The organism is Hominilimicola fabiformis, assembly GCF_020687385.1.
GTDB lineage: Bacteria > Bacillota > Clostridia > UBA1381 > UBA1381 > Hominilimicola > Hominilimicola fabiformis.
This window is the reverse complement of record NZ_JAJEQM010000005.1, coordinates 146,372-172,132: the sequence shown is the minus strand read 5'-3', so window position 1 is coordinate 172,132 and position 25,761 is coordinate 146,372. Positions and strand designations below refer to the sequence as shown.

At 37.8% G+C, this 25,761-nt stretch carries 23 protein-coding genes; 4 read left to right on the top strand and 19 right to left on the bottom strand.

All coding sequences use genetic code 11. From position 1 onward, the window contains the following. Nucleotides 1-10: 10 nt before the first annotated feature. The 5 genes from LKE05_RS05245 to csaB form a co-directional block, all read right to left on the bottom strand. On the bottom strand, nucleotides 11-478 hold the full coding sequence (locus tag LKE05_RS05245) for a DUF4330 domain-containing protein (protein ID WP_117966278.1): 468 nt from the start codon (nucleotides 476-478) through the stop codon (nucleotides 11-13). Between the two features lie 13 nt (nucleotides 479-491). Then, nucleotides 492-1,607: a glycosyltransferase family 4 protein gene (locus LKE05_RS05240; protein WP_118445640.1), complete on the bottom strand. Its 1,116-nt coding sequence runs from the start codon at nucleotides 1,605-1,607 to the stop codon at nucleotides 492-494. 118 nt (nucleotides 1,608-1,725) lie between these two features. After that, entirely contained in the window at nucleotides 1,726-3,582 is a 1,857-nt protein-coding gene (locus tag LKE05_RS05235; protein ID WP_308456162.1) for an O-antigen ligase family protein, read from the bottom strand. 4 nt (nucleotides 3,583-3,586) lie between these two features. Continuing rightward, nucleotides 3,587-5,128 (bottom strand): murein biosynthesis integral membrane protein MurJ, encoded by a 1,542-nt coding sequence (murJ, locus tag LKE05_RS05230; RefSeq protein ID WP_308456161.1) that lies wholly within the window; start codon nucleotides 5,126-5,128, stop codon nucleotides 3,587-3,589. Further along, nucleotides 5,125-7,359, bottom strand: a complete 2,235-nt coding sequence (gene csaB / locus LKE05_RS05225; protein ID WP_308456160.1) for a polysaccharide pyruvyl transferase CsaB — start codon at nucleotides 7,357-7,359, stop codon at nucleotides 5,125-5,127. Before csaB ends, murJ begins: the two co-directional genes overlap by 4 nt. Nucleotides 7,360-7,565: 206 nt before the next feature. On the opposite strand from csaB, the gene LKE05_RS05220 reads away from it, so the two are divergent. Further along, nucleotides 7,566-8,924, top strand: coding sequence for a sodium-dependent transporter (locus LKE05_RS05220; protein WP_308456159.1), 1,359 nt, complete (start codon nucleotides 7,566-7,568; stop codon nucleotides 8,922-8,924). Between the two features lie 46 nt (nucleotides 8,925-8,970). Here the strand turns inward: LKE05_RS05220 and tyrS are convergent, their stop codons facing one another. From tyrS to LKE05_RS05205, 3 genes are all read right to left on the bottom strand, one after another. Beyond that, complete coding sequence (gene tyrS, locus LKE05_RS05215; protein ID WP_308456158.1) at nucleotides 8,971-10,191, bottom strand: tyrosine--tRNA ligase; 1,221 nt, start codon at nucleotides 10,189-10,191, stop codon at nucleotides 8,971-8,973. A gap of 90 nt (nucleotides 10,192-10,281) precedes the next feature. Beyond that, complete coding sequence (locus LKE05_RS05210; protein WP_022228839.1) at nucleotides 10,282-10,467, bottom strand: YlzJ-like family protein; 186 nt, start codon at nucleotides 10,465-10,467, stop codon at nucleotides 10,282-10,284. Further along, nucleotides 10,464-11,162, bottom strand: a complete 699-nt coding sequence (locus LKE05_RS05205) for a ClpP family protease (protein WP_022228840.1) — start codon at nucleotides 11,160-11,162, stop codon at nucleotides 10,464-10,466. Before LKE05_RS05205 ends, LKE05_RS05210 begins: the two co-directional genes overlap by 4 nt. A 159-nt stretch (nucleotides 11,163-11,321) precedes the next feature. Between LKE05_RS05205 and metA the strand changes: the two genes are divergently transcribed. Further along, nucleotides 11,322-12,239, top strand: a complete 918-nt coding sequence (gene metA / locus LKE05_RS05200) for a homoserine O-acetyltransferase MetA (RefSeq protein ID WP_022228841.1) — start codon at nucleotides 11,322-11,324, stop codon at nucleotides 12,237-12,239. A 45-nt stretch (nucleotides 12,240-12,284) separates the two neighbouring features. Here the strand turns inward: metA and LKE05_RS05195 are convergent, their stop codons facing one another. After that, on the bottom strand, nucleotides 12,285-13,568 hold the full coding sequence (locus LKE05_RS05195) for a YARHG domain-containing protein (protein ID WP_308456157.1): 1,284 nt from the start codon (nucleotides 13,566-13,568) through the stop codon (nucleotides 12,285-12,287). A gap of 219 nt (nucleotides 13,569-13,787) precedes the next feature. Here LKE05_RS05195 and sigK point away from each other — a divergent pair, with 219 nt between their 5' ends. Next, on the top strand, nucleotides 13,788-14,477 hold the full coding sequence (sigK, locus tag LKE05_RS05190) for an RNA polymerase sporulation sigma factor SigK (protein ID WP_022228843.1): 690 nt from the start codon (nucleotides 13,788-13,790) through the stop codon (nucleotides 14,475-14,477). An 81-nt stretch (nucleotides 14,478-14,558) separates the two neighbouring features. Here sigK and LKE05_RS05185 read toward each other — a convergent pair whose 3' ends face one another. The 5 genes from LKE05_RS05185 to LKE05_RS05165 are packed head-to-tail and all read right to left on the bottom strand — an operon-like array spanning nucleotide 14,559 to nucleotide 18,917. Further along, nucleotides 14,559-15,635 (bottom strand): 6-phosphofructokinase, encoded by a 1,077-nt coding sequence (locus LKE05_RS05185; protein ID WP_022228844.1) that lies wholly within the window; start codon nucleotides 15,633-15,635, stop codon nucleotides 14,559-14,561. A 12-nt stretch (nucleotides 15,636-15,647) separates the two neighbouring features. Beyond that, complete coding sequence (prmC, locus tag LKE05_RS05180) at nucleotides 15,648-16,475, bottom strand: peptide chain release factor N(5)-glutamine methyltransferase (RefSeq protein WP_308456156.1); 828 nt, start codon at nucleotides 16,473-16,475, stop codon at nucleotides 15,648-15,650. Beyond that, a complete protein-coding gene (locus LKE05_RS05175) occupies nucleotides 16,469-17,446 on the bottom strand; it encodes a DUF1385 domain-containing protein (protein WP_022228846.1) in 978 nt (325 codons plus the stop codon). The genes prmC and LKE05_RS05175 overlap by 7 nt, the downstream gene beginning before the upstream one ends. Nucleotides 17,447-17,473: 27 nt before the next feature. Further along, the gene (locus tag LKE05_RS05170; RefSeq protein ID WP_308456155.1) at nucleotides 17,474-18,067 is read right to left on the bottom strand and encodes a J domain-containing protein; all 594 of its coding nucleotides are present in this window, start codon (nucleotides 18,065-18,067) and stop codon (nucleotides 17,474-17,476) included. Continuing rightward, entirely contained in the window at nucleotides 18,054-18,917 is an 864-nt protein-coding gene (locus tag LKE05_RS05165; RefSeq protein ID WP_022228848.1) for a DUF5685 family protein, read from the bottom strand. Before LKE05_RS05165 ends, LKE05_RS05170 begins: the two co-directional genes overlap by 14 nt. 176 nt (nucleotides 18,918-19,093) lie before the next feature. On the opposite strand from LKE05_RS05165, the gene spoVAC reads away from it, so the two are divergent. Then, nucleotides 19,094-19,543: a stage V sporulation protein AC gene (spoVAC, locus tag LKE05_RS05160; protein ID WP_022228849.1), complete on the top strand. Its 450-nt coding sequence runs from the start codon at nucleotides 19,094-19,096 to the stop codon at nucleotides 19,541-19,543. A 52-nt stretch (nucleotides 19,544-19,595) separates the two neighbouring features. On the opposite strand, the gene LKE05_RS05155 is transcribed toward spoVAC, so the two are convergent. From LKE05_RS05155 to LKE05_RS05135, 5 genes are all read right to left on the bottom strand, one after another. Continuing rightward, complete coding sequence (locus tag LKE05_RS05155) at nucleotides 19,596-20,885, bottom strand: galactokinase (protein ID WP_022228850.1); 1,290 nt, start codon at nucleotides 20,883-20,885, stop codon at nucleotides 19,596-19,598. Between the two features lie 70 nt (nucleotides 20,886-20,955). Continuing rightward, entirely contained in the window at nucleotides 20,956-22,458 is a 1,503-nt protein-coding gene (thrC, locus tag LKE05_RS05150; protein WP_022228851.1) for a threonine synthase, read from the bottom strand. A gap of 84 nt (nucleotides 22,459-22,542) precedes the next feature. Beyond that, nucleotides 22,543-22,956 (bottom strand): ATP-binding protein, encoded by a 414-nt coding sequence (locus LKE05_RS05145; protein WP_022228852.1) that lies wholly within the window; start codon nucleotides 22,954-22,956, stop codon nucleotides 22,543-22,545. Between the two features lie 57 nt (nucleotides 22,957-23,013). After that, nucleotides 23,014-24,366, bottom strand: coding sequence for a glucose-6-phosphate isomerase (locus tag LKE05_RS05140; protein ID WP_373367871.1), 1,353 nt, complete (start codon nucleotides 24,364-24,366; stop codon nucleotides 23,014-23,016). A gap of 187 nt (nucleotides 24,367-24,553) precedes the next feature. Next, nucleotides 24,554-25,684 carry a PP-loop family protein gene (locus tag LKE05_RS05135; protein ID WP_022228854.1) on the bottom strand — a complete coding sequence of 377 codons (1,131 nt, stop codon included), beginning with the start codon at nucleotides 25,682-25,684 and terminating at the stop codon, nucleotides 24,554-24,556. Nucleotides 25,685-25,761: the final 77 nt, after the last annotated feature.

Below are 25,761 nucleotides of genomic sequence, written 5' to 3'. Positions count from 1 at the left end.
CATACCTCCTTTAGTCATCTATTCCTATAACATAGCCTGTTGACGCATAGCCTTTACCTCTTACAGGTATTTCCGCGCCGACTTTAACTGCCGTACCTCCTGCCTTTATAGCAAGATCAGAAACATCCGTATCAGCCTCAATCGTCACATACACGTCATATTTACCTTCTATAACTTCGTTTGAGTAAGTACCGTCAATACTGTTGTAAACCATAGTTACAGCCGGTTTTGACTCAACATTTTTCACAACTCCGCCGTCTTTTTCCGTAAGGCTGATTGTTACGTCATCACCTATCGTGATTGCATTTGCAAAGTCCTCGTCTTTGTTTTGAACCATAACTGTAAAATCAACCTTTTCTTTTTCACTTCCGCTTGTAAACGACGGAAGAATTTTAATTGCACCAACAACGATAACCGCAAGTATAACCAAGATTATTATTGCGTCTATCGCAGTGAATTTTGCTTTCTTCTCTGACATTTATTTATCCTCCTTATTTCATCAAATCAAGATATACTTGTTCTGTTTGTTTCGTCATCGCCTGTGCCGTAAAAGTCTTTTGGAATATCTTTTTAGCACCTTGCGACATATAATCGTAAAGTTTTTGGTCTGTAAGCAATACTTCAAGATTATCAGCCAAAGCCTTTGAATTTTGTTTCGGAACGATATATCCGTTTTGTCCGTTCTTTATAACCCCCGGATTACCTCCGAAATCCGAAACGACTGCCGGTATTCCAAGACTCATACCTTCAAGTAAAGCAAGCGATGTAGCCTCTGTACCGAATGATGCATTCGCCTGAACGTCGGTTATACTCATAAGTTTATCTACATCAGATATAAAACCTGTAAATATAATCTGTTCCTGTCTGTTCATATTTTTAACTTTTTCTTTTAAGTGATTTTCATATGAACCTGTACCGGCAATATAAAATCTTGCTTTTATTCCTTTTTGCAAAAGTCTGTCCGCCGCCTCGATAAAATAATCGTGACCTTTTATATCCTCAAGACGTGCAACGATTGACACCGCTTTATATCCGTCGGGAAGATTGAAGCGTTCTTTTATAATTCGTTTTTCGTCTGTCGAAACAGGTGTAAGTCCGTCAACGCCGTTTAAAATGACTTTTATCTTGCTTTCCTTAACACCCGTATCAGTAAGGTTGTCCTTTGCCGCCTCTGCAACGGCAATAATACTGTCCGCATAATGATTGTTAATCATTCCGTTTATAACCTTGCCTATACCTCTCGATATTTTCTTTGACGGTTCAAATACGCTGTGACGCGTATAAACAACCTTTGCACCCGCTTGTTTTGCCGCAATTCTTGCTGACATACTTGCATGAGTATGAACAATATCCGGTCTTTCACGTTTAAATATCATTCTAAGTTTCTTTACCGCCGCAAAATCAAGCGACTTATCCGCAATTCCGTCAACCTCGATTACAGGTATATTCATCTTGTCAATATGCGGTTTTAAAAGGCTGTTTTTCGGAAGAACTACTTTTACGTCAAATGTGTTGTAATCAAAATTTTCAAGCAGTGTAAGAAGACATTTTCCCGCACCGCCTATGTTTGTATCCGAGGACACTTCTATTACTTTTATTTTTTTCATAGATTACTCCTTTCACAGAAATTCCAAACTGATTTAAAAATTGTTCACAGTGCCGCTTTGCGGCTCGCGGTACCGTACATAGGTATTTCCCCAAGCAAAAGTGGTGCTGAGGGCAATTTTAGTCAGTCGTTTTTAAGTGTTTCAACGCTAAACCCAAACCTAACACCATAAAGAATACTGCCATTACTCTGTAGTTGTAGAATGTATAGTCAAACATACTCTGTGCCAAAAATCCTATTACACCGCTGCCCAAAGCCAATGCAAGCATTGAGTCCATGCTCTTTTTATCATCCATTCTGTATACATCAGACATTTTCTTTACAAATACAATTTGCATTACCAAGAACACTCCCAGTCCGCTTATGCCTGCCTCAACAAGAAGTTGTAAGAACAAGTTATGTGAATGAGGTGCTATGATAGCGTTGTATGAGAAGAAAGGATATACCTGTGAAAATGCCGCCTCACCCATACCTATACCGCCGAGCCAATAATGTTTCATCATTCCGAGCGTACCCATCCAAATATATACACGATACGATGTTGACGAGTCCTCCATATTGCCGACACTCATTATACGGTCAACAATAGTCTGCGGTATGATAAACGGCAATATACACAACACAATCGGTATAAATCCCCACCATTTTCCTTCATAGAATGTTACGAATATAACTACGCTCAGCATAAAGCCGATCCAACAGCCTCTTGACTGTGTAAGTACCAGACACAACGCAAGCACAAGGAACATTAATCCGTACGCCCATTTTGAAAGTTCTTTCCACTTGTTTTTAAGCATATATACCGCCGCTACAGGAAGTACCAAAAGCAAGTATTCGCCCAGTACGTTCGGATTGCCGAGTGTTGAATATACACGCATTGTTGCGTCTTCAAACATTTCTTCATCAATCCACGCATTTGAAGTTGTCCAACCGAATGCGTACTGCATTACACCGTAAAGTGCAACAAGTGCGCCCGATATAACAAATATCTTAAACAATCCGTAAAGTTGTTCCTTTGTCTTAACCGTATTCACTACAACAAAGTAGAATATTAGGAATACAAGATACATCGCCCATACTTTAAGACTTCCCATTCTTGCGAATGATGCAAGTGACGATACAAGCAATACTCCCAAAAGAAGTAATATACACATACCCACGCCGTCAAACTTCCACTTGAAGTTTTCGTCCGAAAGCGATTTAATAACAAGTGACAAAGCCGTCCACAAACATATACCGGCAAGTATCATTGTCGGCATAAAAGGTGCTAAAAATACCGCCGCATACACACCCGTAATCGGTGCATACATAACAAGCACCATACCGAACAGAGCAAAAGGTATTGCCAAGCCGTAAAGCTTTGAAACGCTCATTACCACTCCGACAATAATACCGCACAAAAGTGCAAGTACAAGTCTTAGCTTGCCGTTTGTATACTTTTCATCGTAAAATTCAAAATCAAGATTTTTAAATCCCGCCGCACTTTTGATTACACTTACGACCTTACTCGGATTTAAAAACGACATAAGATTGAAGTTAAACACACTCATAATCGCGCCGATAACACCGACAATCAAAGCAATTTTCGACAGGTGCATACCTACAATACTGTAACATACAACCGTTGCAAGAATCATTATACCGAAAAAACGTGTATTCACCGCCATAAAATTCTGTATATATACTCTCGCCCAATGACATATAAAACTGTTTTTTATGTTGCTTTCCACAAATTTTCCGATTTTCTTTTTTATAAAAGTTAAAAACGTAAACGGACATCTGACAATTCTTACCGCAACACTGTTTGACTCGTTTTGACCTATATTTCTGATCCAAGTCATAACAGAACTGTTTTTCCAAGAACCTGATATTCCGTTATATATCTTCATAAGCAATTTGCAAAGTCCGCTTTTTCTGAACGCATTTGCAAAACTGTGACAAAATGCCGCTATTGAAGACAGTATAAAACTATTCATCTTCTCACCCTTTCTTTTTTATAATACTTTTTATATCGTCCTCGCCCGTAACAAAAATCATAATACCGTATATTATAACTCCTGTCACACCGCATATACCGCAAGTGAGGATATTTCCTACAACACCGTCAAATCTTGCACCTACAAATCCGTAAACGAAGAATACGCCTACTCCCATAACAGCCGCCGATATAACGGCTTTTATCATATTCAAAATATCTCTGCCTTTTATCATATCGGGATACTTTCTGTGCATACAGAACCAGTTCAAAACCGCATTCACGATTGAACCGCCTGCCGCCGCAAGTGCAAGTCCGTTAGTTGCCATTACATTATACAGTACATACGCAAGCAAAATATTTATAACCATACTTATAACCGAGTTTCTCATAGGCGTTCTGCTGTCCTGCAGCGAGAAAAATGCTTTTGACAAAATCTCATTAAGTCCAAGTCCAAGCATACCGACAGAATAGAATTTAAGCAATGTACTTATTGCCTCAACGTCCTCTGCACCCATTTTGCCGTAACCGTAAATAACAGACGCAATCGGTTTTGAAAGAACTATAAATCCTGCCATAAGCGGTGCTATTACAAGCACAATCGCACGCATTGAGCTTACTGTAAGTTTTTTCGCCTCATTGTCGTTTCCGTCCGCAACCGCACGTGCAAGTTTTGGGAATATCAAGTTTGTAACCACAAAACTGAATACTCCGACAACGATTATATACAGTCTGTTCGACTGCTGAATATATGTTACCGCAGAATCGATATTTGACGCAAATCTTTGATTGACTATTGAATAAAGCGGTTGTACCCAAGTGGATATAAGCATAGGTCCGGCAAGCAAAAGCATTTGCTTTATATACGGATCTTTAAACTTAAAATCAGGTCTGTACTTTACTCCGAATTTTTTTATCCAAGGTATCAGTATTATAAACTGCAAGCTCCATGCAATAACCATTGTTACCGACAAGCCGTAAATACCGAACTTCTTGCCGAATACCACATAATAAAGTATAATAGCCAAATTCGATACAAGGCTTATTATTGACGGAATATTGTACTCGCCGAATGACTGCAACAATCCGACAAACGAAAACGCCAGTCCCGTAAATATTACCATCGGGAACATTATCGCGGTAAGCTGTGCCGCAAGATTGTGCTTGTCAGCTGTATAATTCGGTGCTTGTATGTTCACAAGTACATCTCTGAAAATTATTCCGCCCACAACGATAAATAAGGTTATACAGACAATAAGCGTTACGAACTTATTGACAAATTTCATCGCCTCGTCTTTGCCTTTTTTCGACATTATATCGTTGAAAACAGGTATAAATGCCGCAGATATAACTCCGCCGATTATGACATCAAACAACGTTGTAGGAATAGTTGACGCGGTTAAAAATGCGTCCGACTCCAAGCCGGAACCGAAATATGCTGTTAAAAGCGAATCTCTTACAAGTCCGAGTACCTTTGACAAAAGCGTTGCCATTGCCATAAAGCCTGCCGTCAGGAGCATTTTCTGTCCGGAAGTTTTTCCTTTCACAGCGTCACACTCCCTTTTTCATAAAGCTCAATCGCATATTTGCCGTTAAGCTTTGCTTTTTCTTTTAAATGGCTGTAATTTTCTTTTAAATCCTGCTTTATCGTGTCGTAATTTGCCACACATTCATCAAGCATTTTCTTTAAATTTTCATCTGTTACTTCATTTACGTCAACGTAGTGTCTTTGATGTGTATATTCCATAAAGCTGTTTATCTTAGGGTCATACACCAGGCCGATAAGCGGTACTGAATTTATCGCCGCATAAATTAATGTATGAAGTCGCATACCGATACACATATCAAAACATTTAATAATTGAAAGCATTCCCTCAACGGAATAACGTTTCTTAATAATTGCCGATTCATGTTTCATTTTGCGTTTTATGTTCTGCATTATAGCTGTGTCACGACTTGACTGCATAGGAAGAAATACCGTATAGTAGCCGTATTTTTCGTATGCGTAGTCACAAGCGTTCGCAATTTGAGTTTCAAAGTCACCGCCTAAGTTCTGCCACTTTCTTACCGACACTCCGAGCAGTTTTTTATCACTCGGAACACCCTCATTTTTCAAAATAGCCTTTCCGAGCTTTTCGTCTGCAATATCCAAATCAAGTGCAGGATCGGCTGTAACCTTTACATTTTTGTTTTCAATACCGATTTCATGCAACGTTTTATATGAACGTTCATCACGCAATGTTATAAGGTCAACTTTATCAAGTATTTTCTTGGTTTTCTTGATATTGCCCTTTCTTTCAAGCGGACCTATACCGTTTGAATAAAGCATAACTTTCATATTTTTCTTTTTTGCCATTGCGATAACCGTAAGATAATACCAAAGTGATTTTGTACTTGTTCTGTCCTGTATCAGTGTACCGCCGCCCGAAATAAGCATATCTGCCTTTTTCATATGTTTGGCAATCTTTAATACATTCAATCGATTTATAGATTTAACCTTGTAATATTCCATTGTTTCGGCAGGGTTTGCACTTAAAACAACTATGTTCGGACTTTCCTTATACTGCTTTAAATCATTTATAATCGCCTGCAAAAGTGCGTCATCACCGCTGTTTTTAAAGCCGTAATAACCTGATATAAGAATTTCTTTGTTTTTCTGCAATGCCCAGTCATAAACCTTTATACTGTCATCAGCCATACGAGTTACGGAATATTCTTTCTTAATAAGTTCTCTGCCGTATTCGCCGAGTTCTTTCTGCTTATTTTCGTCAAGATTGAAGAATTTAAGTACATCACGTTTTATAAGCTCACTGTTCGACATTTCACAACCGCGGCAACAGAAGTTGGTATCAATGCCGACCGCAAGTTTGCTTTCGTCAAACAATCCGATATATCCCTCATTACCTGCAATTATAACAGGCTTGTCCGCCGCCATTGCCTCAAGAGCCGCACGGCTCACACCTACAAACAATTTACACGGTGCAATAAGTTTATTTATATCTGTTCTTGCACCTGTAAGTACAATGACATCACGACCCAACTTTTGGTTTACGCTGTCAGCCATAGTTTTTACATTATCATAATCATCGCCTGCACCGACAACTATAACTTTTAAATTATTAACCGCTTTGTCGATTTCGGGAACTGCTTCGATAAGCTGCTTTGCAACAAGGCTTCTTGATTCGTCCAAACGGCTTACATAAGTTATAACCGTATCGTCATCTTTTATACCGAGTTCCTTTTTTATATCTTCACAATCTGTTTTAGGTGAAAACTTTTCAGTATCAATACCGTTTATCGTAACATTTATATCACCTGCCGGTATGTGATAGTTGTCCATTAAGTAGGTCTTTATATCCTCCGACACCGCAACAGTCTTTTCACCCCAATCGGTTATATATTTAAGACCGTAGCCTGTATTAAATACCCAATGTGCCGTTGTCACAAACGGAAACTTCATTCTCTTGTGAAGTTTTCCCAATATAAAAGAAGGGATTCTTGCGTGAGAATGAACTATGTCTATTTTTTCGTCTTTAATTATCTTCTTCAAAAGTCGTGCCGATTTCAGCATATTCAAAGGATTTTTATTCTGCAAAGGTACTGCATAATGCTTTATTCCAGCGTCCTCGAGTTCCTTTACATAAACACCGCCGTTTGAAGTGACAATTACATTAAAGCCTTTTCTTTTAAGCTCTTTTGCAAGTTCAACAACGTGTGTTTCCGCGCCTCCGATATTTAACTGCATCAATGATAAAAGGATATTTGCACCTTTTTCCAAAGTACTCACCTGCTCTTTCATACATACTTATTTTTATTATATCATATTATGTATTAAATTTCAATCACTGTTTTTGTCTGCAACTTACATACTATGTTACAGCAATATTCACAAAATATCTGACATTTATCAAAAAGTATTTTACAAATTGTTTGCGATATAGTATAATAAATTCATTATTATAAAATCAAGAGAGGTATTTTCTTATGAACAACAAAAAAAGAAGCACGTTTTCAGGCGGATTCGGATTTGTTCTTGCTGCGGCAGGAAGTGCGGTAGGATTGGGTAATATTTGGCGTTTCCCTTACCTCGCCGCAAAATACGGCGGAGGTATATTCTTATTATTCTACATACTTCTTGTCGTAACATTCGGTTTTTCACTTATGATTGCCGAAAACGCAATCGGACGTAAAACCGGTAAAAGCGGACTTTGTGCATTCCGCGAACTTAGTAAAAAATGGGGATTTATCGGAATTATCGCAACGCTTATTCCCATGATTATTCAACCTTACTACAACGTAATCGGCGGTTGGGTTATCGAATATGCAACAAAATATGTAACAGGCAATCATCAGCTTTTGGCACAAGACAATTTCTTTACTGATATGCTTGCATCACCGCAAAGACTTCTTATTTATCAGTTTATATTCTCGGCAATTACGACTTTTGTAATTTTAAGAGGTGTTCAAAAAGGCGTTGAAAAGTTCAGTACAATACTTATGCCGGTACTTATTGTACTTGCAATAATCGTTGCGGTATACTCAATTACACTTCCGGGTGCTATGATGGGTGTTAAGTATTTCTTCGTTCCCGACTTTTCAAACTTTTCAATTCAAGGTGTGCTTGCCGCAATGGGACAAATGTTCTACTCACTATCGCTTGCGATGGGTATTATGATTGCATACGGCTCATACTTGCCTAAAGACAGTAACCTTGAAAAGAATGTAGGCAGAATTGAACTTTTCGATACAGCTATCGCTATATTGGCAGGTCTTATGATTGTTCCGGCGGTATTTGCTTTTTCAGGCGGTGACCAAAGTGCTTTGGGCAAAGGTCCAAGCCTTATGTTTGTGACATTGCCAAAGGTATTTGAAAGCATGGGTATGGCAACGGTTATAGGAAGTGTATTCTTCATACTTGTTCTGCTTGCCGCACTTACTTCTTCCATTTCAATTATGGAGGCTATCGTTTCTTCGCTTTGTGACCGTTTCGGTTGGGACAGAAATAAGACAACAATCTGTGCAGGTATCGGTTCTTTCTTATTTGGTATACCGCCGATTTTAGGATACAATGTCTGGGATAAAGCGACTTTAGGCGGTATGACAATTCTTGATATGATGGACTTTGCCACAAATTCAATACTTATGCCTATATGCGCATTGCTTACCTGTATATTTGTCGCATACGTTATCGGCGTCAACTCAATACACGATGAAGTACGCATATCATCAGCATTCAAACGTCAAAAGCTTTTCGATATTATGATTAAATACGTTGCACCTGTGTTTATCGTTGCAATATTGATTTCTTCAATACTTGAAGCACTCGGAATTATAAAATTCTAAAAAAATAAGCGTTCACTTCAAAATGTGAACGCTTTTAAATTTTGTCTTATTTTGTAACAACTCTGTGGAATGTCTTTTTACCCTTTTTGATAATCATACCTTCATCTGTAATCATATCTTCCGTAACAACACCGTTTACGTCATTGTATTTTACATCATTGATTGAAAGACCGTTTTGTTGAACAAGACGTCTTGCCTCCCCCTTCGACGGCAACAATCCTGTCTTAACAAGCATATCAAGTACACCCATTCCGACAACGTCAGGTATAACGCTTGTCGGCATATCTGCACTTACTCCGCCTTTAGCGAATACTTCTTCTGCTGTTTTCTTAGCTTTTTCAGCCTCTTCTTCACCGTGTACAAGCTTTGTTACTTCATAAGCAAGAATTCTCTTAGCTTCGTTAAGTTCCTTACCTTCCCACTTTTCCATTTTACGAATTTCGTCCATAGGAACGAATGTAAGAAGTTTTAAGCACTTAATAACGTCAGCATCTTGTACGTTTACCCAATACTGATAGAAATCGTACGGAGTAGTCTTTTTAGGGTCAAGCCAAACAGCACCCGATTGTGTCTTACCCATTTTCTTACCTTCACTGTTTGTAAGCAAAGTAAATGTCATACCGTAAACCTGCTTTTGGTCCTTACGTCTGCAAAGGTCGATACCGCCAAGAATGTTACTCCACTGGTCGTCGCCGCCCAATTCGATTTTACAGTTATACTTACGGTTAAGCATTAAGAAGTCATAGCTCTGCATAAGCATATAGTTAAATTCAAGGAATGAAAGTCCCTTTTCAAGTCTTTGCTTAAAGCATTCGGCAGTAAGCATTTTATTTACTGAGAAACATGAACCGATGTCACGCAAAAATTCCACATAATTAAGGTCTAAAAGCCAATCGGCATTGTTTACCATTATAGCTTTATCGTCCGAGAAATCAATAACTCTTGATAACTGCTGTTTGAAACATTCACAGTTATGGTCAATTATTTCCTTAGTCATCATCTGACGCATATCGGTTCTTCCCGACGGGTCACCGATATGACCTGTACCGCCGCCGACAAGGGCAATCGGTCTGTGTCCGTAATTCTGCATATGTCGCATTACGACCATCTGCAAAAAGTGTCCTACATGAAGGCTGTCTGCTGTTGGGTCAAAGCCAATATAGAACGTAACTTTTTCCTTTCCTAATAATTCTCGTATCTCTTGTTCGTGTGTTGTCTGGGCAATAAGTCCACGCTCCAGCAAAACGTCATATACATTATCTTGCATATTCTTTTCCTCCTTCATTAGTGTATTGCCACGAGTACGGCAATCTGTTACATTATACACCATAAGACAAAGTTTTGCAAGATATTTTTTCTAAATATTGTTTGAACCGAGTAAATTATGATATTTCAGATAATCCTGCGGATTTGTGCTTATAATTCTCTCCACGCGTCCGTCTGTCAATTCAAGTGTCACGTTGTTATACATTTTTAGATGTCTTTGTCTTATTTGAGTGTTGTCGAAAAACACAACATCTGTCGGCACTATTGAATAAATCATTTTTTATTTTCTCTCTCCTTTTCTATCAGCTCATACATTTTTTCAAGTGCGTCTTTAAGTCCGCCCATTTCATTTATAAGCCCGTATTCAACCGCCTTTTTTGCAAATAATATACTTCCCACGTCGTTTGCTATTTCATCAGTCGTGAGCATTAACTGTTTAAATTTGTCGTATGATATATTTGAGTTTGAAACAACAAAATCAATTATTCTGTCCTGCATATTCTGAAAATATTGAAATGTCTGCATAACGCCGATTACAACGCCGTTCATTCTGAGCGGATGCACTGTCATAGTTGCGGTCGGTGCAATGAACGAATAGTCCGTTGCAACCGCAAGCGGTACACCTATACTGTGTCCGCCGCCCAAAACAAGCGAAACGGTAGGTTTGCTCATTCCGGCTATCATTTCAGCTATCGCCAATCCTGCCTCAACGTCACCGCCTACCGTATTTAAAAGCACCATAAGTCCGTCAATTTCCGGATTTTCCTCAATCGCTATAAGCTGCGGCAGAACGTGTTCGTATTTCGTTGTCTTGTTCTGCGGCGGCAATACCATATGCCCCTCAACCTGACCGATTATATTCAGACAATGTATATTACCTCTCGGATTTTTTGTTTCAACACTTCCCAAATCCTCAATATTCCGTCGTTCCTGTTCCGCTATATTGCTTTCTGTATCTGTATCATTTATCACTGTACACACCTCCGTACTATACTTATTATAATGCTTTTGGGTATAATTTATACATATTGCAAATTTTCTGTTATATTATAATTAATGATAATCTATTGTAATATATACTGTTTTGTGTTATAATAAACGTTAGTATATTAAGCAAGGGAGTGGATATATATGCCTATAAAGATACCGGACAAACTTCCGGCAACAGCACAGCTCAGAAAAGAAAATATTTTTGTTATGAGTGAAAAAAAGGCTATGCACCAAGATATTCGTCCGCTTAAAATTGTAATAGTGAACTTGATGCCGACTAAAATAGCTACCGAAACACAGCTTTTAAGACTGCTTTCAAATTCACCGTTGCAAATTGAAATAGATTTTCTGCAAATGGATACACACGAATCAAAAAACACACCATCAGAACATTTGGCAACATTTTATACAACCTTTGATGAAATAAAAGATTCAAAATATGACGGAATGATTATAACAGGTGCGCCTGTTGAAAACCTTGAATATGAAGATGTTGATTATTGGGGCGAGCTTACACGCATAATGGATTGGTCCAAAACTCACGTCACTTCAACATTGCACATATGTTGGGCGGCACTTGCCGGTCTTTACTATCATTACGGTGTGCCGAAGCATCCGTTAAAAGAAAAATGTTCGGGAGTTTTCAAGCACAAGGTGAACAGACGCACGGCAAAGCTTGTACGAGGTTTTGACAATGAATTTTACGCACCGCATTCACGTTTTCAGGAAGTGCGTGCAGAGGATATAAAAAAGGTTAAAGAGCTTGAAATTCTTTGCGATTCAAAAGAGGCTGGCGTGTATATCGTATTTACAAAAGGCGGCAGACGTATTTTTGTAACAGGTCACGCAGAATACGACGCAACAACGTTGCGTGATGAATATTTCAGAGATTTGGACAAAGGTAAAAATCCGATAATACCAAAACACTATTTTCCTAATGACGATCCTACAAAAAAACCGATCGTCCGTTGGCGTTCTCACGCTAATTTGTTATTCTCAAATTGGCTCAATTACTTTGTATATCAAATCACACCTTATGATATTGACAGCATAAACTAAAAAGTCTGACCCTGTGGGTCAGACTTTTTAGTTTATTGATATTATTTAATTTCTTTCAGCATTTAATATAAATTGTACATTCTTAACTTCTATCGAATTAAGATTACTGTCATCATCACTGTAATTATAATTCGGATTAATTGAATACCAAGACTTACCGCTGAAATATTTGCTGTATTCTTCCGTTTGGAATTTACGTCCGTGACGGGCATATATTTCGTTTCTCGCAAGTGCAAGGTCGTGCTTTGACATTCCCTTAATATCATCATTTGTAAGAAGTTTTGTACCCGAATTTGCAAGTATATAGTCACCTGCATAATTCGTTATACTCGTAATTTCATATACAGTATTTCCGTTATACGTTTCCGACGTCGGTACAGCCGTTATCGTGTAAGGCTTGCCGTTTATCTGTTCCGTTGTACTACCGGCTGAAACAGTTGCGTAATATTTAACATTATTAGTTACAAATGTCATTAAATGTTTTCCGGCATTTGAGTCATATATAACTTCACCGCCTGTACTTAGCTGTGAAGAAATGTTTGAAGATGAAACTCCGCTGTTTTGTGCAGATGATGTATTTGACGATGAGCCTGTACCGCTTGAACCTTTTCCTTTAGATGATGTACTTGATGAGCCGTTTGACGTATTACTCTTAGATGTTGTGCCGCTTGACGATGTACTTCCGCTCCTTGAGGCTGATGTACCGCTGCCTGTATTACCTGTTGCAGACCACGATTGGCTGTTTGATGATGTACTGTTTTCATCTCTCGGAGATGTTTCCATTGACAACTCAGGCGTCTGTACAGGTTCTTCACTTACCGCAGGTGTTGCAATTACACTCGGTGTTGACACAACTGCAACTGACGGTGCAGGTGTTTCCTCTATTTTGTTTCCGCCGTTGACGTTAGACACAAGATAATACACACCTATTCCGGCAGCAGCAACTGCAAGAGCACAAATTGCACCGATAAGCACAATACGATTACGTCTTTGTCTTTTTCTTTTTTCATTACGGCGACGTTCGATTTCAGACAACTGTTGTTTCTTATCCTCCATCATTTTCTTTACCTGTTCACGACGTCTTCTTTCATTATCATCATAAATTTCATCACCTTCTGAATTTTCTTGTTCTTCAGAATTATCATTTTGTTCATCACCCAAATTTTCATTCAACTCGGCTTGATGTTCCTGATACGCATTTTCTATTTCATCTGTATTAATTACTTTTGTTTCTTCTGCCGCACTTGCATCTTCATTAACTTTTGTACCGCAAAATTCACATTCTTGAGCATCATCCGGTATCTGAGCTCCACATACTTTACATAGCATATATTCTACCCTCCGATTTCAATATTTCATACCTATTCAATTATCATTATATTATGTTCCTCATTTCAAGTCAATATCGTATTGTTTACAATAAAAAGACATTTTACGTCAACCATTTTAATTTTACCCAATTTTCCGAATTTTAACAAAAATAAGGACATCAATTTAGCTATTTGTACGATATGTTAAGCATATTATGTGTAAAGGAGGTTATGAGATATGTTTCTTGGCGGTTTATTTTTTGAATGGATACAGACTGTTTTAATACTTGCCGGATACGTTTCGGGTAATGCAACATTTCCAAAGCCATTAAACAAAAGTGAAGAAAAGAAATATCTTGACTTGTATGCAAAAGGTGATGAAAGTGCAAAAAATGTACTTATCGAACACAATCTCAGACTTGTTGCACACATTGCAAAAAAGTATGCTGACGAAAAAAATCTTGAGGACCTTATATCTATCGGCACAATCGGTCTTATCAAAGGAATAAACACATTCAATCCCGAAAAAAATTCACGTCTGTCTACATATATTTCACGTTGTATTGAGAATGAAGTGCTTATGGTTATGCGTTCATCAAAGAAACTTCAAAATGAAATTTCCATTGATGAAAGTATCGGCACAGACCGTGAGGGCAACAATATGACTTTTTCGGATATACTGACTTGCGATTCAACAGATATTGCCGACCTCATTTCCGGCAAACTTGAAGCTCAAAAACTGTACAACGCAATGAAAAAAATATTAGCCCCAACCGAAATAAATATTCTCTGTTGGCGATACGGACTCGGTAATCAGCCGAAGAAAACGCAAAAAGAAATTGCCGATATACTCGGCATAAGCCGCAGTTACGTCAGCAGAATAGAGAAAAAATGTCTTGAACGTCTTTTAGACGAATTAAAAGAATAAGGCTCTCCACAATCACGGAGAGCCTTATATATGAGTTCATTTTTTCAAAATCCCAACTGATTTTTTGACATCTGCAAAATTTTAGTCACCAAATGATATGCCTATTTCCTTTGCCGCCTCGATAATATCGCTGTCGACAGGGACTTTTTTAAGTTTTCCGGCAACCTCGCCAAGCGGTACAGGAACAATTTTTTCATTCTGCAATGCAACCATAAAGCCGTACTGTTCGTTCTTTATGAGTCTTGCGGCAGCCGCACCGAAACGTGTGCAAAGAAATCTGTCATATGCACAAGGGCTTCCGCCTCTTTGGAAGTGTCCCGGAACAGTTACTCTGATTTCGTGCCCCGTAACTTCTTCAAGTTCCTTTGCAATCTTATAAGAGATTGACGGATAAGGCATTGACGCACGAAGTGCTTTTAGCTCTTTCTTCTTCATCTTTGCCTCTTCTTTTGAAATTGCACCCTCTGCAACGGCAAGAATTGAAAATCTCTTTCCGGCTTGTTCTCTCTTTTCGATAACTTTGGCAATTTCGTTAATATCATAAGGAATTTCAGGCAATAGGATTATATCCGCACCGCCTGCAATACCTGCATACAAATTAAGCCAACCTACTTTATGTCCCATTACCTCAACAATAAAAATACGTCCGTGAGAAGTAGCTGTTGTATGAATACAGTCTATCACTTCCGTTGCAATATCAACGGCACTTTGGAAACCGAAAGTCATTTCCGTACCCCAAACGTCATTGTCAATCGTCTTTGGCATTGTAACCACATTAAGACCTTCTTCAGAAAGTAAATTAGCCGTTTTATGTGTACCGTTACCGCCCAAGATAACAAGACAGTCAAGCCCCATTTTCTTATAATTATCTTTCATTGCCGCAACTTTATCAATGCTGTTTTCATCTTCAATGACACGCATCATCTTAAACGGCTGACGTGATGTCCCCAAAATTGTACCGCCTATTGTAAGTATACCGGAAAAATCAGATTGATTCATCTTCTTGTAATCACCGTGGATAAGTCCGGCATAACCGTTTTGAATACCGTAAATTTCAACGTCGTCAATTTCTTCATACAGTCCCTTTGCAACACCTCTGATTGCCGCATTAAGACCTTGACAATCTCCGCCGCTTGTTAAAATACCAATCTTTTTCATCAAATCATCCTCTCATTTTAGTTTTCCGATTACGACTCTGTCATTGTCGTTTAAATCTTTTATCACTTCTGTATCATAAAAGTCGTTTTGCATAAGACCTCTTACAGATTCGCCTTGATTATAGCCAATCTCAAATGCAAGCAGACCGCCTTTTTTCAAAAAATTATGTGCCGTTTCGGTTATACGTCTGTAAAAAACAAGTCCGTCCTCACCGCCGTCCAACGCAATTCTCGGCTCATAGTCCTTAACTTCCGTCTGCAACGTTTCAATAACCGCATTTTCTATATACGGCGGATTTGATACGACAACATCATACTTTTTTTTCGGATATTCATTTAATATATCCATTTTATAAAATTTCACTCTCTCTGACACATTATTTCTTTTAATATTTTTTTCAGCCGTTTCAAGTGCAATATCACTTATATCAAACAGCTCAATATCTGTATTTTTTTTGTAATGTGCAATACTTATTCCGATACAGCCGCTGCCTGTACATATATCGGCTACGGTTGTTTTCTTATCGCTGATTTTATCAATTACGGTTTCAACAAGAATTTCCGTATCACTTCTCGGTATAAGCACACCCTCCCTGACAAAAAAATCAAGTGACATAAATTCGGTTTCTCCGAGTATATATTGCAACGGCTCACCTTTTTTACGTCTTTCAATCATTTTATTCATTCTGTAAGTATGTTGAGGCATTACGGGCAATTTGCCGTTTAAAACAAGTCGGGTTCTGTCCATTTCCATAACGCTCATAACCATAAGTTCCGCCTCAAACCTTGCATTATCTCCAAGCTGCTTTGCCGTTTCTCTCACAAATTCCGATATTACCATCTGTCGTCCTCTTTATTTTCAGGTATACACGGTTTCATTGATTCAATCGCTACTTCAATTTGCGATGCGTCAGGTTCTCTTGTAGTAAGTTTTTGCAGCCACAATCCCGGTTTTGAAAGCCATGCCACCCATTTGCTTTTACTTCTTCCGGCGAATTTTATAATTTCAAATGAAATACCCGCTACAGCCGGCAAAAGTGCAAGACGCATTAAAACACGCAATATAACCATATCCACTCTCGGCAAAAGTGCAAAAAGCAAAATACTCACTATCATAACGAAAAGCAAAAAACTCGTTCCGCATCTCGGATGAAATCTTGTATGCTTTTTTATATTTTCAACAGTAAGTTCTTCCCCTGCCTCATAGCACGCTATCGTCTTATGCTCCGCACCGTGATATTGGAATACACGTTTAATGTCTTTCATATTTGAAACAATAGCCAAATATCCTATAAATATCACCATTCTTATTATGCCCTCAAAAAGGCTTGTAAATAAGTGTGAATCTGTAAATGCCGAAATTGGCGGAATAAGTGTACCGATTTTTTCCGCACCTTTCGTAAGAAAAGTAGGAAGTACCATAAACAAAGCAATACTGAATACAAGCGATATTGCGATTGATACATAAATTACTATATCCTTGATTTTGTCGCCGAACTTATCGTCAAGCCACTTGTCAAACTTACTTTCTGTTTTCTCCTCTTCCTCAATATCGACAAATTCCGCACTGAACATAAGTGCTTTCATTCCTATAACAAGGCTGTCTACAAAACTCACGCAACCTCTTATTATAGGCAATCTCCAAAACTTCTTTCTTGTTTTTGTTCCGTTTTCCTCGACCTTACATTCAATATCACCGTCAGGCTTTCTCACCGCCACTGCTGTTTTGAAAGGGCCTCTCATCATTACGCCCTCCATAACCGCCTGACCGCCTATTGATGTAATATGTTGCTGTTGTTCTTCTTTACTCATCTATTTTCTCCTATCTGTTTAATATTATCAGCACATACAGTTACAGCATAACCACGTTGTACAACAATTACAACAATCACTGCAATCGCAACAACCTGCCGAATCTGAGCCGGTACTTGTGGTTGATGTGTATGTTCTGTTTCTGTTCATTACATTGTTTAATGTACTTCTGTATTCAACATTGTTCGGCTCCATCTGTACTGCAGTCTGCAAAAAACTTATAGCTTGGTCATACCAACCGACCTGCATTCTCGCAAGACCCGATAAATAATACCATTCCGCTGTTTTCGGCAATAAGTTAAGCATTTCAAGTGCCTCACGAATTCGTGACTGCGTTATAAGAATACGAACATTTTGAAAACTTGCCTGTCCGCTTGTGTGCGTCTGTGATGTTGAATATCCTCTTGATGACGTACTGTATCCCGTATTAGTCGCGGTACGCTTATTCGTTATAATATCGTAGGCTTTGTTGATTTCTTTCATCTTTTCAGCCGCCAAATCCGCAAGCGGATTATTAATGTATCTGTCGGGATGATATTTTTTCACCAATTCTTTATACGCTTTTTTTATTGTTTCTTCATCGGCGTTTTCGCTAACGCCCAATACTTCATAAGGATTCATTACTTTCTCCTAAAATACTTTTCTGTTTAGCTTTTAGTGCAATATACATAATATTGTCCAAAACTTCTTTATTTTTGTATATCTCAAGCAAATTATATGCAGACGCCGCATTTTCAAGAGTGAACGTCATTGTGGTATATAAATCCTCTCTAATCGTGTCTTTTATTTCTTGTGCGTTTTTATCCTCATATTTTGCTTTAAAGGTATTGTAATCATTTTTCTTTACGTCTTTTTCCAAATCGTTATACGCGTCAATTATATATATCCATCGCCCTGTATTATATCCAAGCCAAGCAAGAATACGTTTTTTATCCTTGTCCTCAATAAAATCGGGTGTAAATAATATTTCAAGTATTCTCGCAAAACAATCGGCTGTTTCATCAATTTCTTTGCAGTTATTTTTTTCAAGCCGACTCAATTCATCAAGACATTTTCTGATACTTTCATATTCTCTCGGATAATGTTTTTTAGCTTTTCTGACACCGTTTGCAAAAAACAACATACTAAACAACGCTTTTATACTTTTGTCATCGTTCCAATCGTCAAGCAATTTCAAATAAGTAAGTATAACACCCATATCAGCGGCATAATTTAGAGCCGTGTCATTTTCAACACATATATTTTCACGGATAGGATGTAACACGCATTTTTTATCTTTCATACTTATTTCTTTTTTGCAAACCGAAGATAAAACAATCGCAAGGAATGTTATGTCATAGCTAAGTCCCAGCCTTGCCGATTGCGAACATCTCTTGCCGATAGCCTTACACAATCCGCAATAATATGCTTTAAACGCCTTTAAGCCTTGTTCGCTCAACGCATTTTTGCATACTGTAACGTATCCGAACATTAAAACATTCCTTCCATAATAACATAAGTATATTTAAAGTATATCTCAAATCGCCATAAATTTCAAGGTGTATGATATATTTAAGATAAAATTTTATTTTTTATTCATAATTAAGCATACTTTTATCGTTATTATGAGAAAATAATATTAAAATAATGTGACTGGAGTAATTTAATATGAAACACGAAATGACTAACAAAGAATATAATGAATACGTAAAAACAAAAACACCCAATTCAAAGCTTTTTTCAAACTGTTTAAAAGCATTTGTATCAGGCGGAATAATATGCGTAATCGGGCATTTTATTTTAACTATGTTTAAAAAATGGGGACTTGATACAGAAGCCGCAAGCACTGCCACTTCAATCATATTGGTGTTTGCCGGTGCATTGCTTACAGGACTTGATATTTACCCGAAAATCGCTAAATTTGCGGGTGCGGGAACTATTGTACCGATTACCGGATTTGCAAATTCCGTTGTTTCCCCTGCTCTTGAGGCAAAAACCGAAGGTATGGTGCTCGGTGTCGGTGCAAAAATTTTCACAATCGCCGGTCCCGTTATCCTTTACGGTACACTTGCCTCGTTCGTTGCCGGTATTGTGTATTGGATTATAAGTTTGTTTTAAAATAAAAAATCTTCTTGAAGAAACAAAATTTACTTCAAGAAGATTTTTTTAATTATTTAAGTTCATATCCGCCGACAGGACGAATTGAAAGAACGTGGCACATATTTTCACCCAACACGTTCTCAATTTTTGTTTTAAATTCATCAAGCATATCAAGCGGAACAAACGCTTGTACAGTTCCGGCAAAACCACCGCCGTGAACTCTGTACGCGCCTTTGTCGCCAAGTATTTCATCGCACAAAGCCAATGTCAAAGACACTGCTTGATTTTTAGGCATACTTGTTGCGAACACATTTTGCAGATACATATACGACGACTGTCCCGATTTCTTTACAAGCTGTTTGAAAAGTTCAAAATCATCATTTTTCAAAGCCTTAACTTCTTCCTGTGCACGTTTGTTATCATTAAAGAAATGGATTGCACGAAGTACTGCTCTGTCATTATTAAGTTTTGCACGAATGTTTTTGATATTCGCCATAAACTCATTTTCATCAACTTCACGCAAAAATTCCTTACCGAAAAATCCCGCAACTGCTTTCATATCAGACGGAATTGTCGCATATTCATCAGTTAAATCTGCGTGATCCGCACCCGAATCAATAATGCAAAGAGCGTGATTATGCTTTTTTAAATCAAATTCAACTTTTTCAACTATCGGTTCTTCCGTACTCTTAAAATCAATAGCCACAACCGAGCCGACAGATGATGCCATCTGATCCATAAGTCCGCTTGGTTTATTGTAATAAACATTTTCGGCGAACTGTCCGAATTTTGCAATTTCAATCGGATTTACTTCGTTATTTGCAAAAAGTCCGTTTATAATTGTTCCGACAAGCACTTCAAAAGCCGCTGACGATGAAAGTCCCGAGCCTTTAAGTACATTTGATGTTGTGTACGCGTCAAAGCCTTTAACGTCATAACCCAAATCAACAAATTTTTTAATTACACCTCTTATAAGAGAAATCGCCTTGTCAAATTCCTTTTCTCTTATTTCAAGACTGTCAAGTTCAATCACATCAAGCGGATAGTTTCTTGATTGAATACGAACAGTATTCGTGCCGTTTGGTCGTGCTGCAGATATAACATCAAGATTAACACTTCCTGCAAGTACGCAACCATGTTGGTGGTCTGTGTGATTGCCTCCGATTTCAGTACGACCCGGAGCGGAGAACAAAGCAATATCGCCGTCTTTACCGAATGTTTCTTCAAAGCCGTTTATAACGTCAATATATCTGTCTGAATACTTTTTCACATCATTTTTATCGCACGAATACAAATATGTAAGCTTATCATCATATTCACCGTTTTTTAGTGCATTTATTGTTTCTTCTATAGAACGCATATAAAACCTCCGTTAAAATGAAAGGTGTAACATTGTTACACCTTTCATTATTTATTTAAAATATTTAATTTTATTCAACCATAAGAAAATCACTTACAATCTGTTGCATTTCGTCCTTGTCGCATACAAGGTCAAATACAACTGACTTATCTTTCAGTTCATAAAGTGACTTAGGAATTTGCATATTACTCTTTTCAGAAAGTTCCTTCAATAGAGTAAATTCGTCTTTACCGACAACTGCATTGTGATCCTCAAGCGCAATAAGAACACTCTGATTAAACTTGAACGGACTTGCAGTTGATGCAATAATTGTCTTTGTTGTGTCGCCTGTTTGAGCAACATACTTATCGTAAACAGACTTTGCAACGGCTGTATGAGTATCAATAACATAATCATATTCAGACGCACACTTTTTAATTGTAGCCATTGTTTCTGCATCATCACAGCAACCTGCAGTAAACATTTCCTGCATTTTTGCCTTAACGTCAGCTGAAACTTCATAGCTGCCATTAGTGTTAAGCTCTTTCATCCATTCGCTGACAAGTTTATCATCACAACCTGTAAGGTCATAAAGAAATCTTTCAAGGTTACTTGAAATAAGAATGTCCATTGACGGTGAGATTGTTGTATGGAAATCTCTGTTCTTATTATAAACACCGGTCTTTATGAAATCTGTCAAAACATTATTTTCATTCGACGCACAAATAAACTTAGCGATTGGCAAGCCCATTTTCTTTGCATAATATGCGGCAAGAATATTACCGAAGTTACCTGTCGGAACGACAACATTAATCTTATCGCCGATTTCAATTTCGTTATTCTTTACAAGCTCTGCATATGATGAGAAATAATATACAATCTGAGGAACAAGTCTGCCCCAGTTGATTGAGTTTGCAGATGAAAGCTTAAATTGATTTCTGTCAAGAAGATTTTTATAATCAGTGTCTGTAAATATCTTCTTAACACCGCTTTGAGCATCGTCAAAGTTACCCTTAACCGCGGCAACACTTACGTTATTACCCTCTTGAGTAACCATTTGAAGCTTTTGAATTTCACTTACACCGTTGTCAGGATAGAATACGATAATTCTTGTGCCTGCAACATCTTTAAAGCCTTCAAGTGCAGCCTTACCTGTATCACCCGATGTTGCAACAAGGATTACGATTTCTTTATCTTCATTAGTCTTTTTCATTGATGTTGTAAGAAGATGAGGAAGAATTTGAAGTGCCATATCCTTAAAAGCACAAGTCGGGCCGTGCCATAATTCAAGGAAATATGTTGTATCGTTAAGTTTATAAACAGGAGCAATGCTCTCTGTTTCAAACTTTTCCTTTGTATATGCACTGTCTATGCACTTTTTAAGTTCTTCTTCTGTGAAGTCAGAAAGGAACTTGCTAAGTACAAAATATGCTCTTTCGTTATATGACTTTGACGCCAAATTTTTAATCTCATCTAAACTAACTGAAGGAAAGCTTTCCGGAACAAAAAGTCCGCCCTCTGCACTAAGTCCTGTTTTTATAGCCTCTGCCGAACTTACAGATATGCTCTTATCCCTCGTACTATGATACTGCATTAATCAAAACCTCCAAATAATTAATCGTGCCTGTACAAATTTTCATACGTTCAATTCATACAGGCACCTTTGTTTTTTCGCGTCTTACGCTAATTTCTTTATGTAATCAGGTGCTGTTTCAGCATCTATGCTTACTGATATTACAAATGTGATTTCAAACTTTTGGCTCATAGTCTCAAGTCTGTTAAGGAATGATTCAAATCCGTCAAGATTGTCTGAGCCGACAATTTTGAAAATACCGTCAACAAAAATGTTTGTAATATCGAAGTCACGGCTTATAATACCGCTGATAAATCCAAGGAATTCATCATATGACTTAATTTCAAACTCTGATGTGTCTGCCATTCTCGCCTTTGACTTTACATCAAAAATATTTCTGTTTGTGTCGTTGCTGATAAAAACAACATTGCCCTTTGCAACCGTTAGAGCGTTGTTCACTTTCTCAATAAGAGCCTTTGTCTTACCGGTGCCTTTTTTTCCAATTAGAAGTTCAACCATGTTAACCTTCCTCCTTTATAATAAATTTTTATTTTCTGAGAGTCGCCCTCTCTGATTTTACTTTAATCTTGCTTCAAGAGCGTCCTTTTCGCTTTCGTAACCCGGCTTACCAAGAAGTGCAAACATATTCTTTTTGTATGCTTCAACACCCGGTTGATCAAAAGGATTTACCCCAAGCAAATATCCTGAAAGACCACAAGCCTTTTCAAAGAAATATACCATTTTACCGAAATTATATGCGTCAAGCGCAGGTACAATAACCGCAAGGTTAGGAACTTGACCGTCTGTATGAGCCAAAGCCGTACCCTGTGCGGCTTTTGAATTTACATAGTCGATAGTCTTGCCTGCAAGGAAATTAAGTCCGTCAATATTATCCTCTGTTGCTTGAATTTCAATATTCTTGCGAGGATTTTCAACAAGCAAAGCTGTTTCAAACAAAATTCTTTGTCCTTCTTGAATGTATTGTCCCATTGAATGTAGGTCACTTGAGAAGTCTGCCGCTGCAGGGAAAATACCCTTGTTGTCCTTACCTTCACTTTCGCCGTAAAGCTGTTTCCACCATTCGCCGAAATAGTGAAGTGCAGGCTCATAATTAACCATCATTTCAACAGTCTTGCCTTTTCTTGCAAGTGCATTTCTTACAACCGCATATTGATAACATTGGTTTTCTGCAAGATTTGGATTAGCATATTCATCCTGTGCCTCTTTTGCCCCTTGCATCATCTTGTCAATATCGATACCTGCCGCTGCAATCGGAAGTAAACCTACTGCAGTAAGAACAGAATATCTGCCGCCGATGTCGTCAGCGATAACAAATGTTTCGTAACCTTCTTCATCTGCAAGCGACTTCAATGCACCGCGAGCTTTATCTGTTGTTGCATAAATTCTTTCTTTTGCGCCTTCCTTGCCGTACTTCTTTTCAAGCAAGTCTTTAAATATTCTGAACGCAATAGCAGGTTCTGTTGTTGTTCCGGATTTTGATATTACGTTTACTGAAATATCTTTACCCTCTACTGTTTCAAGCAAATCAGCCATATATGTCGAACTGATGTTATTTCCGGCAAAGAAAATAGCAGGGCCTTTTCTCTTGTCTTTGTCAAGAGCATTATAGAATGAATGCTGTAACATTTCAACAGCCGCTCTTGCACCAAGGTACGAACCGCCTATACCGATTACAACAAGTACATCTGAATCAGAGCGAATCTTTTCAGCCGCTTTTTTAATTCTTGCAAATTCTTCTTTATCATAATCCGTAGGCAAGTTTACCCAACCAAGAAAATCATTACCTGCACCGGTTTTGTTATGAAGCATATTATGTGCCTCTTTAACATATTCAGCCATATTATCAATCTCATGCTGTCCGACAAACGGAAGTGCTTTTGAATAGTCAAACCTAATATTGCTCATTATATATTGCCTCCTAAATTTCGTATAAAACATATTATGTTTTGTTACTTATTATTCTATACTATTTTGCCAAATAAATCAATAGTCATTGTGAAAATAGTTTGTGAATATTTATTTCTTTTTCATTTCAAAATTCTTGTTTTGTTTGGATTTTGTTGTGTAATGCCAAATTGAACGGTACAACATATAGTTATTCTTCGTCGTACGTTTCAAGAAAACTGTGTTTCACACCGTCAATTTTGTACGCAACAATCGCCTCTAAACTGACATTTTCAACACTTTTGAATATATTCCCCTCAACGTACGGATTTACCTGTTTCAACGTTTTTATAAGTTCTTTTATTTCAACTCTCTTTGAACGGTTTTCTTCGTTATTACACGTTGTACAAGTATCCGTAAACTTGCAGGCACATTGTATAAAATGCAAATCGTTATATCGACACCACGATTTTATATCCTGCTCACGAATTAAATAAAGCGGTCGTATAAGTTCCATTCCCTCATAGTTTGTGCTGTGAAGTTTCGGCATCATTGTTTGCACCTGTCCCGAATACAGCATTCCCATTAATATCGTTTCAATTACATCGTCATAGTGATGTCCCAACGCAATTTTATTACAACCCATATCCTTTGCGAATTTATACAAATATCCCCTTCTCATTCTTGCACACAAATAGCAAGGCGACTTTTCAACATTATAAACCGACTCAAATATATCGGATTCATAAATAGTTATAGGGATATTCAATTTCCTTGCATTTTCCTCTATAACCTTACGGTTTTCAGGACTGTAACCGGGATCCATAACCAAAAATTTCACTTCAAATTCAAATTTATTGTGAAGTTTAAGTTCCTGAAAAAGTTTTGCCATAAGCATTGAGTCTTTTCCGCCCGATATACAGACCGCAATCTTGTCGCCTTCTTTAACCAAATCATAAGTATTAATTGCTTTTGCAAACATACGCCAAATTTTTTTACGGAATTTTTTTCTTATACTTTGTTCAACATCACGACTTATGCTCTCAGCCTCTTTTCGCTTTATCGAATCCAACAGCCATGCAGTATATCCGCCCTCAAGGCTCACCGCGTCAACGCCTTTTTCTCTTAGCCGCTCCGCAACGTCTATGCTGATTTTACCTATTCTGCAACAAATAATCAGTTTTTTGGATAAATCAACCTTTTCGCTTGTTTCTATCTCATCTGACGGAACATAAACCGCTCCCGGCATTTCGTCTTTTTGAACTTCTTCTTTGTCACGAATATCTATAATTTGATATGTGTCTTTATCTAATTTATTCAATTCTTCTATTGTTATACTCATAATTATTTCCTATCCCCAAATATATTTCCTATTATTTCAGTAGGCATAATTTTATAACAAATTTGTCGATTTGTCAA